Source organism: Kribbella sp. NPDC002412 (assembly GCF_053592935.1).
In genome coordinates, this window is the sequence record NZ_JBSFBL010000015.1 from 118324 (window position 1) to 133423 (window position 15100).

At 68.3% G+C, this 15100-nt stretch carries 13 protein-coding genes; 8 read left to right on the forward strand and 5 right to left on the reverse strand.

The features are described 5' to 3' along the window. Nucleotides 1–804: 804 nt before the first annotated feature. Nucleotides 805–2934: a DUF222 domain-containing protein gene (locus ACWCOV_RS15170; protein ID WP_449829836.1), complete on the forward strand. Its 2130-nt coding sequence runs from the start codon at nucleotides 805–807 to the stop codon at nucleotides 2932–2934. A gap of 631 nt (nucleotides 2935–3565) precedes the next feature. Here ACWCOV_RS15170 and ACWCOV_RS15175 read toward each other — a convergent pair. The 4 genes from ACWCOV_RS15175 to ACWCOV_RS15190 form a co-directional block, all read right to left on the reverse strand. Further along, entirely contained in the window at nucleotides 3566–4576 is a 1011-nt protein-coding gene (locus ACWCOV_RS15175) for a LacI family DNA-binding transcriptional regulator (RefSeq protein ID WP_360523390.1), read from the reverse strand. A 69-nt stretch (nucleotides 4577–4645) separates the two neighbouring features. Continuing rightward, nucleotides 4646–5620, reverse strand: a complete 975-nt coding sequence (locus ACWCOV_RS15180) for a ribokinase (protein ID WP_449829837.1) — start codon at nucleotides 5618–5620, stop codon at nucleotides 4646–4648. After that, the gene (locus ACWCOV_RS15185) at nucleotides 5617–6264 is read right to left on the reverse strand and encodes a KpsF/GutQ family sugar-phosphate isomerase (RefSeq protein WP_449829838.1); all 648 of its coding nucleotides are present in this window, start codon (nucleotides 6262–6264) and stop codon (nucleotides 5617–5619) included. The genes ACWCOV_RS15180 and ACWCOV_RS15185 overlap by 4 nt, the downstream gene beginning before the upstream one ends. Before the next feature lie 17 nt (nucleotides 6265–6281). Next, the gene (locus ACWCOV_RS15190; RefSeq protein WP_449829839.1) at nucleotides 6282–6425 is read right to left on the reverse strand and encodes a hypothetical protein; all 144 of its coding nucleotides are present in this window, start codon (nucleotides 6423–6425) and stop codon (nucleotides 6282–6284) included. Between the two features lie 78 nt (nucleotides 6426–6503). On the opposite strand from ACWCOV_RS15190, the gene ACWCOV_RS15195 reads away from it, so the two are divergent. The 4 genes from ACWCOV_RS15195 to ACWCOV_RS15210 are packed head-to-tail and all read left to right on the forward strand — an operon-like array spanning nucleotide 6504 to nucleotide 11662. Then, on the forward strand, nucleotides 6504–7865 hold the full coding sequence (locus ACWCOV_RS15195) for an ABC transporter substrate-binding protein (protein ID WP_449829840.1): 1362 nt from the start codon (nucleotides 6504–6506) through the stop codon (nucleotides 7863–7865). 35 nt (nucleotides 7866–7900) lie between these two features. Continuing rightward, nucleotides 7901–8821, forward strand: coding sequence for a carbohydrate ABC transporter permease (locus ACWCOV_RS15200; protein ID WP_449829841.1), 921 nt, complete (start codon nucleotides 7901–7903; stop codon nucleotides 8819–8821). Further along, complete coding sequence (locus tag ACWCOV_RS15205) at nucleotides 8811–9611, forward strand: carbohydrate ABC transporter permease (RefSeq protein WP_449829842.1); 801 nt, start codon at nucleotides 8811–8813, stop codon at nucleotides 9609–9611. The genes ACWCOV_RS15200 and ACWCOV_RS15205 overlap by 11 nt, the downstream gene beginning before the upstream one ends. A gap of 11 nt (nucleotides 9612–9622) precedes the next feature. Next, nucleotides 9623–11662 (forward strand): DUF4185 domain-containing protein, encoded by a 2040-nt coding sequence (locus ACWCOV_RS15210; protein ID WP_449829843.1) that lies wholly within the window; start codon nucleotides 9623–9625, stop codon nucleotides 11660–11662. Here ACWCOV_RS15210 and ACWCOV_RS15215 read toward each other — a convergent pair. After that, complete coding sequence (locus tag ACWCOV_RS15215) at nucleotides 11659–12333, reverse strand: maleylpyruvate isomerase family mycothiol-dependent enzyme (RefSeq protein ID WP_449829844.1); 675 nt, start codon at nucleotides 12331–12333, stop codon at nucleotides 11659–11661. The two genes, ACWCOV_RS15210 and ACWCOV_RS15215, sit on opposite strands and share 4 nt — an antisense overlap. A gap of 56 nt (nucleotides 12334–12389) precedes the next feature. On the opposite strand from ACWCOV_RS15215, the gene ACWCOV_RS15220 reads away from it, so the two are divergent. The 3 genes from ACWCOV_RS15220 (at nucleotide 12390) to ACWCOV_RS15230 (ending at nucleotide 15071) form a co-directional block, all read left to right on the forward strand. After that, a complete protein-coding gene (locus tag ACWCOV_RS15220; RefSeq protein WP_449829845.1) occupies nucleotides 12390–13076 on the forward strand; it encodes a VOC family protein in 687 nt (228 codons plus the stop codon). After that, entirely contained in the window at nucleotides 13076–14137 is a 1062-nt protein-coding gene (gene dapE, locus ACWCOV_RS15225) for a succinyl-diaminopimelate desuccinylase (RefSeq protein WP_449829846.1), read from the forward strand. Before ACWCOV_RS15220 ends, dapE begins: the two co-directional genes overlap by 1 nt. 64 nt (nucleotides 14138–14201) lie before the next feature. Continuing rightward, nucleotides 14202–15071 (forward strand): LOG family protein, encoded by an 870-nt coding sequence (locus tag ACWCOV_RS15230; protein WP_449829847.1) that lies wholly within the window; start codon nucleotides 14202–14204, stop codon nucleotides 15069–15071. Nucleotides 15072–15100: the final 29 nt, after the last annotated feature.

Sequence of the window (15100 nt, forward strand, 5' to 3'; positions counted from 1 at the left end):
TACTGGTGTCAACCTCAGCCCGATTGGCGCCGGCGACTCCGCCGGATGATGAAGAGTTCTCGGATACCCGCTGCGCGAATGGTTGTTGTCGGCCGCGTTGGCAGCGTGCGCGCACTGGTGTCTCACATCGAGCGTCCTGAGCCCGGCTACTGCTCAGGCTGGATGGAGATGCCGCAGACCGCCGCGCGCTCGTCTGCCGGTCGTGGCCGGCTTCGACAACTTCGCGCTCGCACCGCCACGTGTCCTTCCTGCCGCTGCCGGCGGTGCACGTCAGTGCGCCCACCCGCTCGGGCAACAGCTGGTCAGGTGGACGGCCACGCAAGCCCACCGCTGCGCGACAGCAGTTCCTTGCTCGACTTCCGGCAGCGTGTGCCCGCACTTGCGGCATCGGCATGGTCTGCTCCAACTCCTGACGGCGATGAACGGAGGACCGATCTCGGTCCGGCGACCTTCCTTGGCTGCCTCGAGCGTTGTGCACCGAACGGTGTCACCCCACGCGGTCGGCGGCGAACCACACGTGGACGGCGGTCGCCAGCGGCGCGGTGGGTAAGCCCGCCGTCGGACTTCCGCACGATCAGCCATCGACCGATCGCGAAGTCAGGCGAAGACATCCGCCAGGTGTTACGACCACGCTCCTGCCGTTGCATCCGGCAACGACCGCCACACCCTTGGCGGTGAGAGGTGCGCCTCCGCAGTACGCCGTACCGGACTGAGCACCATCGTCCGTCAGTATGCAGCACAAATAGCGCCCGGCCAGATGTGATTTTTCGCCTTGTGGATAAGGGATTCTAAGCCTCATCGGGTTTGAGGGATCGCAAGCAACAAGATAAGATCGAACACATGTTCGAAGATGATCTGACGTCGCTCCCGACGGTCGACCTGCTGGAGTCGGCCGTCGCGCACCGTGCCGAGGTCAACCGGCTCGAGGCGCGTCTGCTGGAGCACGCCCAGATCTACGCCGACCGCTACCACCCCGACGCCTGCCGCACCCGCCCCGGGCGTCCCTTCGATGATGGCCGCGAACGCGCCGTAGTCCTGGGCGGCGACGGCTGCCCGGAGATCGCTGAGTTCGCCCCGGCCGAGTTCGGCGTCATGCTCGGGATCTCGCCGGGTGCGGCCGCGGACTACATCGGTCAGGCGCTCGCGCTCCGGCACCGCTTCCCCTTCACCTGGGCCAGAGTCCTGGCCGGCGAAGCCACCCCCTGGAAAGCCCGCAAGATCGCCACCGCCTGCCTGGAACTATCGCAAGAGGCCGCGAAGACCGTAGACCAGCGAGTCGCAAAGGTGGTCGACTCCCTCACCCCCGGCCGCCTGGACAAGATCGTAGAAGCCGCGAAGAAGCACGCCGATCCCGACGCAGCCCGAGCGAAAGCCGAGGAGAAGAAGCGCGAACGCGGCGTGTACGTCGGCCGCTCCGACGAACACGGCACCAAGAAGATCTTCATCCGCACCGGCTCCGGCCACGCGATCCGCTTCAACGCGCGCATCACAAGCATCGCCGAAGCCCTGAAGATCCTCGGCGACACAGCCTCCTTGCAGAGCCGCCGCGCAGACGCAGTCGGCATCATCGCCGACCCCCGCTACACCGAAGAACTCCTCCACCAAGCCCATCAGCACCTCCGCAACACCACTCCCGAACCACCCCCGCCCACAGAGGTCGCGGACAAGGGCTACGCCTCACCTACCACCCAGACGGCTGGTGCTTCCACTGGCCCGGCCACACCCCAGAACACCGGCGGTCCTAGAGACCAGAGCACGGCTCAGCCAACCGCTGCCACCGATCCAGGGGCGACTCGAATCGCCGGCCCTACGAAGGAGCAACGCACTGCCCTGGTCGCCGCTCAGACCTTCGGTGCTCCCATCGGTCCGGTCAGCGCCCCAGACACATGCGCTGCCAAGGTCCAGAGCACAGACCGCGCGACCCCCGAGACAACTGGCGTCTCGATCGTCAGGGGAATCGCATCAACGGCAGACCCGGCCGCCGATCAAGGCGGAGCTCCGATGACCGGCGGCGGGCGTACGACGACCTGCGGCTGGGTGATCGATGGCGATGCAACTACCGCTGGCCCGCCTCCTGCTCGGACCAACGCGTTGCCCGCCGCACCCGATCGCGGTGGCGTGCGCGGTGATCTTGCACATGATGGGCGCGACTCCACCGGTTGGACGCGTGACGATGACCTGCTGACCGACTGGCCCGAGCCGGACTTGGATGAAGAGGCCGATCGCGAGGCAGCCCACCCCAGTCACGGCGATCTCCCCGGCCCGTTCGATGCACCGTTCGCTGAGGTGGTCGAGCCGTTCGATCCTGGGCCCCGACTCGAGACCGCAGACGGCGAGCCTCTCGACGCCGAGGCTCGTCGCGTCCTGGATGCCCGGCTCGCGCAAATCAGGTACGACGCCCACGCCAATCCGCGATCGGGCCGGCAGCTGCACCCCGGACAGACCGAGATCTACGTCCATCTCACCGACCACACCCTCGCCACCGGAACCGGCGTCCTGCGCGCCGAAGACATCGGCCCCCTCCTCGCCACCCAACTCACCGAGCTCATCGGCCACGCCCCCTACACCGTCAAGCCAGTCATCGACCTCAACGACGCAGTCAGCGTCGACGCCTACGAGATCCCCGAGCGAATCCGCGAACGCGTCCGCCTCACGCACCCCGTCGAACTCTTCCCCTACGGCACCCGGGAAACCCACCCCGCCATGGACCTGGACCACATCCAGCCCTACGACCCCCTCGGTCCACCAGGCCAAACCAACACCTCCAACCTCGCACCCCTGCGCCGCTTCCCTCACAGGGTCAAAACCCACGGCCGCTGGAAGGTACGCCGCCTCGACCCCAGAACCCTGGAATGGACCACGCCCAACGGCTTCACCTTCCACATAGACCCCACCGGCACCCACCGAGCACCCCAACCAACACCAGACGCATGACTGCTCGACCGGACGATTCAGCGACCTCGAGCAACGCGAACGGACGGCCGTCAGGTAGAGGTTGGGCGCGGACCGTGACAGCCTCGTCCGCCCCTCAGGCGGTGCCGCTGCCGGAATGCACCTCACCGGTGGACAGATCGACGCCGAGGATGGAGGGCTCGCTGTGATGCCGCGGCGATGGCTCGACCGCGACCGGGGCGCGCCGTCCTGGCAGGAGCTCGGCCTGCCGATCGAGCGGGCTCTTCGAAGGCCGAAGTGCCGAACCCGATGGCGAGCCAACGGCACACCTGGCGGTCTCTTCCGCGAGCAACGAAAGTCTGCAGCCACGCGCGTGTGGCGGCGTCGGCCGACTTGCCTCCGAACCCCGGAACCCAAGCGGTCCATCCGCTGCACGTGGTGCCTGTCAACTGAACCCGAGGCGCGCCTGCCGCCGAGGGTGGCCCAAAGGGACAGCCGTGGGGAAGGTGTGCCCTTCTGCGCCCGTCCACTGGTTCGATACTCGGCGCCGACCGCGCCGACCGCGCCGACCGCGCCGACCGCGCCGACCGCGCCGACCGCGCCACGCGGGATGCGATCTGCGCCGGCTGCCGAAGGCGGCTGATGGGACAGCCGCCGCCTAGCGGGGGTCGGGTTACTTCTTGCGGGGTTTGCGGGGGGCTGAGGTGGCTCGGATGTGGAGTTCGGTTCGGAGGGTGACGGTGGATGGGGGGCGGCCGGGGGAGGCGATGCGGTCCTTCAGGAGAAGGCCGGCGGTGCGGCCGAGTTCGTAGGTGGGTTGGGCGACGGTGGTGAGGCTGGGGACGACGAGGTCGGCCCAGGGGATGTCGTCGAAGCCGACGACGGCGATGTCGGCGGGGGCGCGAACGCCCTTCTTGGCCAGGCATTCCAGGGCGCCGACGGTCATCAGGTTGTTGGTGACGAACAAGGCCTCGGGTGGTTCGGGGAGCTCGAGCAGGCTCTCCATCGCGGCGTACCCGCCGGCCTCGCGGAAGTCGGCGTGCCGGACCAGGTCCTTGTCGTACCGGATCCCGCCGGCCCGCAGCGCCGACCGGTAACCCGCCAGCCGATCCATCGCCGTGCTGACCTTCCGCGGACCGGTGATGCACGCGATCCGACGGTAGCCACCGTCGATCAGATGCTTCACACCCTCATGCGCACCGTGCTCGTTGTCGACCAGCACGGTGTCGGCCTCGACCCCGTCGACGCGGCGGTCGATCAGCACCATCGGGAGTTTCGCGTCCGCGAGTTGCAGTACGCCGTCCGCCGTACTGGTCGGCGAGATCACCACGCCGGCCATCTGTTCGGTCAGTACGGCGGAAGCGTAAGCGGCCTCCTTGGCCGGGTCCTCGTCGGAGTTGCAGAGGACGACGTGGTAGCCCTCGGTCTGGGCGACGTCCTCGAGACCGCGGACCAGTGAGGTGAAGAACGGGTTCTCGATGTCGGAGATGACAACGGCCAACAGGTTCGTTCTGGATTTGCGAAGGTTTCTGGCCACGCCGTTCGGCCGGTAGCCGAGTTCGGCCACCGCGGCCCGCACCTTCTCCGACAGCTCCGGATCGACGTTGCGCCGACCGCTCAGCACCCGCGAGACGGTGGCCGGAGACACGCCGGATCTACGCGCGACGTCGTAGATCGTCGTCATGCCCGCTCCCCGCTGGAGTCCAGTAGATCGTCTGGATCGCACTCTAACTCCGATCCGGGGAAAAGGATCTCACGATCTCGGTGGACCCACCGAGAAGGCCGCGCCATCCAGCAGGGCGAGGGCGGTCGCGCGGTCCGGAGCCGAGTCGGCGGCTCCGTTGACTGTGGTCGACAGAGCACCGGCTGCGTTCGCCAGTCGTACGGCGTCCACCAGGTCGGCGCCCGCGGCGAGGGAAGCGGCCAGGGACCCGCAGAACGCGTCGCCGGCGCCAACGGTGTCGACCGTCGCCACCCGATGCGGCTCGATCCACACTTCGTCAGACGACGAGGAGGACGAAGAGGAGCGGTCGACGACGAAAGCGCCGCGCGCCCCGAGCGTCACCACGCAACCACGCAGATCCCACTCGTCCGCGAGCTTCCGGGCGATCACCGGCACCTGCGACTCGTCGTCGCAGTCCAGTCCGGTGAGAGCGGCCGCCTCGACCTCGTTCGGCACCAGGATGTCGACGTACGAGGCCAGCAAGCGATCGACCGGTCCGACCGGAGCCGGCGTGAGGATCGTGGTGACCCCCGCGGTCGAGGCGAGCTGGAGGGCAGCTCGGCTCGCCTCGACCGGGAGCTCCAGTTGCACGCTGAGCACCGAACTGGCCGTCAGTACGTCGGTTGCCGCCTCGACGTCGGCGGCAGTGATCGCCGCGTTGGCGCGGGACACGATGATGATCGAGTTGCCGCCGTCCGGCAGGACCAACGGCAGTCCGACACCGGTTCCGAGCGAGGGGTGCCGGACGACCCACGTGGTGTCGACTCCGTCGGACTCCAGCAGCTCGAGGAACTCCTCGCCGTACCGGTCCTCGCCGATCGTCCCGACGATCGCCGTCCGCGCGCCCATCCGCGCGGCCGCGATCGCCTGGTTGACGCCCTTCCCGCCAAGGAACTCGGCGAACCCGGTGCCGTGCAAGGTCTCACCGGGCAACGGTCGCCGTTCCGCCGAGGCGACCAGGTCCTTCATGAACGAGCCCAGCACGCACACGTCGTACCGGATCATGCGTCTTCTCCCTGCAGCCGCCGGCCGAGTGCTCCCGATGGATGAAACCGGGCGAAGTCGTTGTGGCTGAAGTCCCGCAGTACGACGAGCGCGCAGGCCAGCGCGTCACCCATCGCGAGCGCGGCCGTGGTCGACGCGGTCGGGGCAAGATTCAAAGGATCCGCCTCGCGCAACACCATCGTGTCCAGGGTGTACGTCGAGATCCGCGCCAGCGTGGACTCCTCGTTGCCCGTCATCGCGATCACCGGGATCTCCCGCTCGCGCAGCATCCGCGCGAAGGCGCACACCTCCGCGGTCTCGCCGGACGCGGACAGCGCCAGGACGAGGTCGCGCGAAGTCACCGCACCGGAGTCGCCGTGCAGGGCGTCGCCGGAGTGGATGAAGGTTGCCGGCGTACCCGTGCTCGCCAGCGTGGCGGCGATCTTGCGGCCGACCAGACCGGACTTGCCGAGCCCGGTTACCACCAGGTGACCCTCGCAGCCGGCGACCGCGATCAGCACGTCCAGGAAGACCCCGTCCAGCCGGTCCGCCAGCGCCGACACGGCCGCCGCCTCGGTCTCGATCGCGTTCCGCGCCGCCTGCAGCCCCAACGCGACCAGATCCCGTGGTGCCTCGACATCGCCACGGTTCGGCACAACTGGCATCCCGAAGCCCTCTCATCTCAGAAATCGATTTCCGCAGAGTAGGCAGCGGGATCGGACAGTGTCAACGTCTGCACCCAGGTCGAAACCCTCACCTGCACGAGGAAATCGGCCGATCTGATCACATCGACACCGGCCCGCCCCTTGACCGGCCAGGTCGTCACTCGTAGATTGCGAGAAATCGATTGCCCCGAAAACCGTTCGAACACGGCCGGCCGTACGAGACACCCCTGGAGCACCTGATGGCCGCAACATCCTTCCCTGCCACGCCGGTCAGCCGGCGCACGATCCTGCGCGGCGGACTCGGCGCGCTGGCCGCCTCGGCGACCGGCGTACCGCTGCTGACCGCCTGCGGTGGTGACGAGTCCGGCGGCAACGCCAAGGAGATGTCGTTCTGGAACTTCTACGGCCCGTCCGACGACCAGGGCCCGCAGAGCAAGTGGTTCGTCTCCGTCGTCGAGGAGTGGAACAAGAACAACGACGTCAAGGTCAAGCTGCGCTACATCCCCGGCAAGGACTACCTGAACGGGACCACGCTGCAGACCGCCTTCCAGTCGGGACAGGGCCCGGACATCTTCCTGATCAGCCCGGGTGACTTCCTGCGCTACTACAACGGCGGCGTCCTGCAGGACCTCGGCTCGGCGCTGTCCGACGAGTCCAAGGCGGACTACCTGCCCGGCCTGCTCGAGGCGCGCAGCGTGGACGGCAAGGTGTACGGCCTGCCGATGGAGATCGAGCCGCTCGCGATGTACTACAGCGAGGCCGCGTTCGAGAAGGCCGGGCTGTCCGAGGCCGACCTGCCGAAGACCTGGGACCAGACCCTCGCGGTCGCCGAGAAGCTGACCGGCAAGGACCGGTACGGCGTGATGTTCGAGACACTGCCCGGCTACTACCAGAACTTCACCTGGTACCCGTTCCTCTGGCAGGGCGACGGCACCCCGATCAAGGACGGCAAGGTGGCGTTCGACTCGCCGGCCGCCGTACAGGCGCTGAAGTTCTGGCAGGACACCATCAAGAACAAGGTGGCGCCGCGCAAGGCGCTAGGTGACGGCGGCGGTGACGTGGTCTCGAACCTCGGCTCCGGCGCGGCCGCGATGCAGCAGAGCGGTATCTGGGCGGTCGCGGACATGCGGGCCAAGGCCAAGAACTTCAAGTACGGCATCATCCCGCACCCGACCCCGGAGGGCGGCAAGCCGGCCACCGACCTCGGCGGCTGGGCGTTCGTGGCCAACGCCAAGGGCAAGAAGCCGGAGGCGGCGGCCAAGTTCATCGCCTGGGCGCTCGGCTCGACCGATGCCGCCGGCATCGAACGGCAGCGGCAGTGGAACACCGTGGTGAAGACGAACGTGCCGCCGCGCAAGTCGGTGCAGCAGGCCGCGGATGCCAAGGGCGCGTTCGCCGAGGGTGTGCTGAAGCAGTTCGTCAGCGAGATCGCGCCGACCGGCAAGCCGGAGCCGCGGTTCCCACCGGAGGTGTACCAGCCGATCGCGGACGCCATCCAGGCCTGCCAGCTGAACGCGGCCGACCCGGGCAAGGCGGCAGCCGACGCGGCGTCCCGGATCGACACCTTCCTGAAGACCTACCAGGGCGCGCCCATCAGCTGATGGTCACCACGACTGCTCCGCCCAAGAAGCCCCTGGTGAAGGCTTCGGCAGCGCGCGGCAAGACCGGGATGTCCAGGAAACGGCGCGAGGCGCTGGCGGCGTACGCCTTCCTCGCGCCGGACACCCTCGGCCTGCTGGTCTTCGTCGCGCTGCCGATGGTGCTCGCCTTCGGGGTCGCGTTCTTCAAGGTCGACGGCTTCGGCAACTACCAGTACGTCGGTCTGGCCAACTACAAGCTGATGGCCGGTGACGACCAGCTCTGGGCGTCGCTCAAGGTCACCGCGACGTACGTCGTGACGTTCGTGCCGATCGCGTTCGTGGTGAGCTTCGCGCTGGCGATGCTGGTCCGCAACCACTTCCGCGGGATCGGCTGGGTGCGGTCGGCGTTCTTCCTGCCGCACGTGGTCAGCCTGGTCGTGGTCGGCCTGATCTGGCAGTTCCTGCTGGTCGACAAGCGCGGTGCGCTGTCGAAGCTGCTGGCGCCGTTCGGTCTGAGTGACGTCTCGTTCCTCGGTACACCGTCGCTTGCTCTGGGCACCTATGTGGTGATCAGCGTCTGGTTCGTGATGGGCTACCAGATGCTGGTGCTGCTGGCCGGGCTCAAGGACGTCCCGAAGGAGCTCGAGGACGCCGCCGAGATCGACGGCGCGAGTACCTGGCAACGGTTCCGGTTCGTGATCTGGCCGTTGATGCGGCCGACCAGCTTCTTCGTCGTGGTGAACTCGACGATCGGCGCGGTCACCGGCCTGCAGGCGTTCGACCTGGTCTTCGTCCTCACCAAGGGCGGTCCGGCCCGCGCCACGAGCACGGTCGTGCTCTACATCTACGAGCAGGCCTTCACCTTCAACAACATGGGGTACGCCGCCGCGCTGACGACCGTCGTGGTCGCGATCTTGGTGGCCTGCACCGGCTTGATGTTCGCGTTCACGAAGGGAGGCCGCTTCGATGAGGAGTAGATTCGTCGTCCCGGCCCTGGCCCATGTCCTGGCACTGATCACGGTGGCGCCGCTGCTGTGGATCGTGATCAGCGCGCTGAAACCGGTCGAGGACGTGTTCAACTTCGGTTGGCCGACCCGGTGGACGCTGGACAACCTGCAGTACGTGCTGTTCAAGATCCCGATGCCGACGTTCCTGATGAACAGCGCGATCGTGTCGGTCGTGGTCACTGTGGTGGCGTTGTTCTTCCACTCGATGGCGGCGTATGCGCTGGCCCGGCTGCGGTTCCCCGGCCGCGGGCTCATCTTCTCCGGCATCATGTCGACGCTGCTCGTGTCTCTGCCGGTGATCCTGGTGCCGCTGTTCCTGGTCGCCAAGCAACTCGGCCTGCTGGACAGCTACGCCGGCCTGATCGTGCCGAGCATCTTCCACGCGTTCGGCATCTTCCTGCTCCGGCAGTACTACCTGAACATCCCGCGTGAGCTCGAGGAAGCCGCCGACCTGGACGGGTGCGGCTACTGGCGGCGGTACTGGAGTGTCATCCTGCCGCTCAGCCGGCCGGTCCTCGCGTCGCTGTCGGTGCTGTTCTTCCTGGCCAACTGGAACGCCTTCCTCTGGCCGCTGACCATCACCCGGAACCCGGACCTGCGGGTCATCCAGCTCGGCGTCTCCGGCATGCAGGGGCAGTACGCCTCGGCGTGGAACCTCATCCTCGCGGCCGCCGTGATCGCGGCCATCCCGACCGTCGTGGTGTTCGTCGCCGGCCAGCGCCGCCTGGTCGACGCGATGAAGACGACCGGTCTCAAGTGAAGGGCTTTGCGATGAAACGTGGGGCTTTGCTGGCCGTGCTGCCGCTCGTCTTCGGCTCGGCGGCGCTCGTGACGGACTCCGCGCAGTCCGACCCGACCGTTGCTGCTGCGAGCAACTCCATCGGTACGGCGCAGATCGAGTCGAAGGGCACGCCGAGCGCAAGCGACGGCGACCTGTGGCCGTCCTGCTGGGCCGGGAACGACAAGCTGTACACCGCGAACGGTGATGGCAAGGGGTTCAGTCTGGACCAGGACTTCTCGGACATCGCCGTCAGTGAGGTCACCGGATCGCCGGGCAGCCTGGCGGGGGCGACGATCTCCCGGGGTGACCAGGTGGGGTCGATCTGGAGCGGCGGCGGGTACAACCGGAAGCCGACCGGGATGGTCTGCGTCGGCGACACGCTGTACCTGGCGGTCCAGGATCTGGCTCTCGACTTCAACGACGTACCGGCGGCGACGATCCTCAAGTCGACCGATCACGGGCGGACGTGGACGTGGGACAAGCGGCGGCCGATGTTCGCCGACCACGTGTTCACCACGATCTGGTTCGCGGACTTCGGGAAGGGCGGCGCGCTGGCGCCGGACGGGTACGTGTACGCGTACGGCCTGGACGGGAACTGGCGGGACTCGTTCGACGACACCGTCGCAGATCCGCAGAGCGTGTTCCTGGCGCGGGTGCCGAAGGGGAAGGTGCAGGACCGGGACGCGTGGAAGTTCTACACCGGATCCGGGTGGAGCTCGAAGATCGCGGACCGCAAGCCGGTGCTGACCGACCAGCGGCGGCTGTACGCGCAGACGTACGGGACGAACGCGTCGAACCTCAGCGTGATCAGCCAGGGCGGCGTCACGTACCTGGAGAAGCAGAAGCGGTACGTGTACACGTCCTGGACGGAGTACACCTTCGAGTTCTACGAGGCGCCGACGCCGTGGGGACCGTGGAAACACTTCCTCAGCAAGGACTTCGGCGGGTACCCGTGGTCGACCTCGAAGTACGGCGGGTACGGCGTGACCATCCCGTCCAAGTTCGTCCAGCCGGACGGGAAGACGATGTACGTGCAGGCGAACGTGTGCCCGTGCGGTGGCGGCGGGATCGGCACGTCGGTCTACAACTTCAACCTGCGCAAGCTGGTGCTGACGCCGTCCGTGCCGGGCTCAGCCGGCAACCTGCCAGGAGATGCCAACCTGGCGGCGCCGTCGACGGGTGCTGTGGCGATCTCGAAGTCGACGCAGTCGGGCAGTCTCGCGGTGCTGAACGACGGTGCGCTGACCGGGAGCGAGACCGACTTCGACGACGAGGTGAAGGGTGCTTCGTGGTGGGGGTACACCTGGCCCTCTCGGCATCGGGTCAACCGCGTCGAGTTCACTTCCGGGGCAGTGTCGGCCGAGGGTGGGTACTTCACCGGTCGGCCGCGAGTGCAGGTGAAGGTCGACGGCTCGTGGGTCGAGGTCGCGGCGCAGACGGTCTCGCCTGCGTATCCGGGTGACGCGTCCGCGGGCGCCAACAAGACCTACACGATCACCTTCCCGGTGCAGGAGACCGACGGAGTGCGGGTGATCGGCCTGCCTGGTGGGACCCGCAGTTACACCTCGGTGTCCGAGTTGGCGGTCCGGTACGTCGCTCAGCTCGCGGACGGTGGCTTCGAGGGAACAGGTGGTGGGAAACCGGCCTGGCTCTTCGAGGGTACGGCGGCCAACGGCGTGGACCGTGGTCTCGGCTTCGCCCACTCCGGCGCCAACAACGGCTGGATCCGCTGCACCTGCACCGGCTGGAGCGCCCTGTACCAAACCGTCCCCGTCAACCCGGGAACGACGTACACCTTCGGAGCCTGGATCAACGCCTCCGCCGCCCTCCCCGCCGACCAGGGCCGCTTCGGCGTCCGCTTAGGCACCCAGGATCTGGCGACGAAAACCTTCGGCGCCTCCACGGGTTACGTCCACCACGAGGTCACGGTCACCGTCCCCCCAAACGTCCACGAACTAACCGTCTACGCCGGCTTCAACGCCCCCGACATCGACACCTGGATCCAGATAGACGACTTCACCGTGAGCTAAGGCCAGGGGAGGAGCTCGGGAGTTGTTCCGGTGATGGGGCCGGGTGGGACGCGGCCGGCGTACCAGGCGGTGAGGTCGGTCAGGGCGCCGGTCAGGACTACTTCTTGGCCGGCGCCGTTCTGCCAGGTGGGGCCGTCGGTGGGGTGGAGGGTGAGCTGGACGCCGTCGGGCGTGCGGGGGCGGAGGAAGTCGAGGAGGTGGAGGCAGAACTCCTGCGACCAGCCGGCTGCGGTCGGCTGGAGGTCCAGGTCGACGGTGTGTACGGCGAGCTCGCGCCACGTCGCGTAGATGCCGGCGGTCAGGTTGCTGTTGCGGTGCATGATCGGGCGTTCCCAGTCGTCGGCGCCGACCTTGGCCCACGCGGCCGTCAGCGCGCCGGTCGCCTCGCGGAGATGCTTCACGAGCTCCGCGGCCGGGCGGCCCGCACCGGCCTCGATCCCGGCATCGCGCGCCGGCCGTCCGCCGTCGTACACCTCGATCAACCGGCCCTGGAGGGCCTCCTCGACCTGCCGCGTCATCGCCTCCGAGAAGTTCGCGATGTGCGTGATCACGTGGCCGCGGGACCACCCGGGCAGACCTGACGGACCGCGGACGACCGCCTCGTCCGCCGTACCCACCGTCTCGTTGACGAGCTGAGCAGCCGCCTGCACCTCGGGCCGGATGTCGCGCATGTCCGCCAGCCTAACCAAACAGGTGTTTGTCGGTCGTCCGGATTAGGGTTGGCGGCATGAGCGTGGCCCGGTTCAAGGACTTGTGCGTGGACGTCTCGTGCCCCAGTGCCATGGTCGCGTTCTGGGGGCGGGTGCTCGGGCTGACCGCTCCGGCGGACAACCCGAACGTGCTGGTCGGCGACGTACCGCAGAAGACCATCTGGATGTGCCAGGTCCCCGAGACGAAGACCGTCAAGCAGCGGGTCCACCTCGACGTGCAGACCGGCGCGGTCGACGACCTGCTGCGGGAGGGCGCGACCGTGCAGTCGCCCGCGACGGACGAGCGGGACTGGACCGTGCTGGAGGACCCGGAGGGTGGTGAGTTCTGCGGTTTCGTCCGCGACACCGTCCCGGCGTACCGGCTGATGGAGCTCGTGGTGGACTCGGTCGACCCGGAGGCGCAAGCGCGCTGGTGGGCCGGGGTGGTCGGCGGCGACTTCTGCAGCAAGCCGGGCACGCCGTACTACTGGCTGGAGAACGTGCCGGGCCTGCCGTTCCAGTACTGGGTGTTCGTGTCCGTGCCGGAGCCGAAGACGGTGAAGAACCGGATCCACTGGGACGTCACCGCGCCCGCCCTGCAGCCGGTCCTGGACGCCGGTGCGACACTGCTGCGGCCCAAGGACGACGAGATCGGCTGGCACGTCTGCGCCGACCCCGAGGGCAACGAGTTCTGTGTGTTCCTACCACCGGCAGAGGAATCCTGATGGCGAAGCTCGACCTGTCCGTGCCCGGCCCCGACCTGTGCGAGGCGCTGGTCAACCTGCAGTCGGTCAGCGGGGCCGAGGAGAAGCTCGCGGACAAGATCGAGAAGGCGCTGTCGGCGTACCCGCACCTGAAGGTCTTCCGGCACGGCAACACGGTGGTCGCCCGGACCGACATCGGCCGGGACGAGCGGATCGTGATCGCCGGGCACATCGACACCGTGCCGCTGAACGACAACCTCCCGGCCCGGCGCGCCGACGGCCTGATCCACGGGCTCGGCGCGTGCGACATGAAGGGCGGTCTCGCGGTCGGGCTGCGGCTGGCGGCGACGCTGCCCGAGCCGAACCGGGACGTCACCTACGTCTTCTACGACTGCGAAGAGGTCGAGGCCGAGCGGAACGGCCTGTTCAAGCTGACCCGGTCGAACCCGGAGCTGCTCGAGGGCGTCTTCGCGGTCGTGATGGAGCCGTCGAACGCGGTGGTCGAGGCCGGCTGCCAGGGCACCATGCGGGTCGAGATCAGCACCCGCGGCGAGCGGGCGCACTCGGCCCGGTCCTGGATGGGGTCGAACGCGATCCACGCCGCGGGCGAGATCCTGGCCCGGCTGGCGGCGTACGAACCGCGCCGGGTGCCGATCGACGGCCTGGAGTACCGCGAGGGGCTGAACGCGGTCGGCATCCGCGGCGGGGTCGCGGGCAACGTCGTACCGGACCTGTGCACGGTGGAGATCAACTACCGGTTCGCGCCGGACCGGTCGGAGGCGGAGGCCGAGGCGCACCTGCGGGAGGTGTTCGAGGGATTCGACCTGGTCGTCACCGACTCGGCACCGGGTGGGTTGCCGGGGCTGGAGCGGCCGGCCGCGGCGGCGTTCCTGGAGGTCGTCGGGGGAGAGCCGCAGCCGAAGTTCGGGTGGACCGACGTGGCCCGGTTCTCGCTGCTCGGCGTACCGGCGGTGAACTACGGGCCCGGTGACCCGCTGTACGCGCACAAGCAGGACGAGTTCGTGCCCGAGGCGGACATCGAGCAGTGTGAACAGCGCCTGAGAGCCTGGTTGACGGCGTAGGTACACCTCGTGGCGGGCCCCGCGTCGGCGGGCCCGTTGTCACTGTCCGCACTAATCTGGAGGTATGGAAGAACCCTCGATCCACCCCGACCGTCCGATCGGCCAGAAGCAGCGCGGGCCGGTCGTGATGCGGCGCAACCAGGTGCAGCAGTCGACCTCGGAGCAGCGGCTGCTGGACAGCCGCGGGCCGTCGGACTGGGTGCACACCGACCCCTGGCGGGTGCTGCGGATCCAGTCGGAGTTCATCGAGGGGTTCGGCATGCTGGCCGAGCTCGGGGCCGCGATCAGCGTGTTCGGCTCGGCCCGGACCAAGCCGGACGACCCGATGTACGTCGCCGCGGAGGAGCTCGGGGGGAAGTTGGTCGGCGCCGGTTACGCGGTGATCACCGGTGGGGGACCGGGCGTGATGGAGGCGGCGAACAAGGGCGCCTCCGAGGCCGGCGGGGTGTCGGTCGGGCTCGGCATCGAGCTGCCCTTCGAGAACGGCCTGAACGAGTGGGTCGACATCGGGATGAACTTCCGCTACTTCTTCACCCGCAAGACCATGTTCGTGAAGTACGCCCAGGGGTTCGTGGTGATGCCGGGCGGGTTCGGCACGCTGGACGAGCTGTTCGAGGCGCTCACGCTGGCGCAGACGCGGAAGGTGACGTCGTTCCCGGTCGTGCTGTTCGGCACGTCGTACTGGAGCGGGCTGGTCGACTGGTTGCGCGAGACGATGCTCGCGGACGGGAAGATCTCGGCGGCCGACCTGGAGATGTTCGCCGTCACCGACGACGTGGACGAGGCGATCAGCTACATCGTCAAGGCCGGTGAGCTCGCCGACGCGGCGGCCGAGGAAGCCGCGGCGGTGGCCGCGCGGGACGTGGCCGAGGCGGACAGCCCGGAGGCCCGCGAACGGCGCGAGGCGCACCGGCTGGGCTCCGACGGCAGCTGACGCTCGGCTTCCTGCTTACGCCGAGGGCC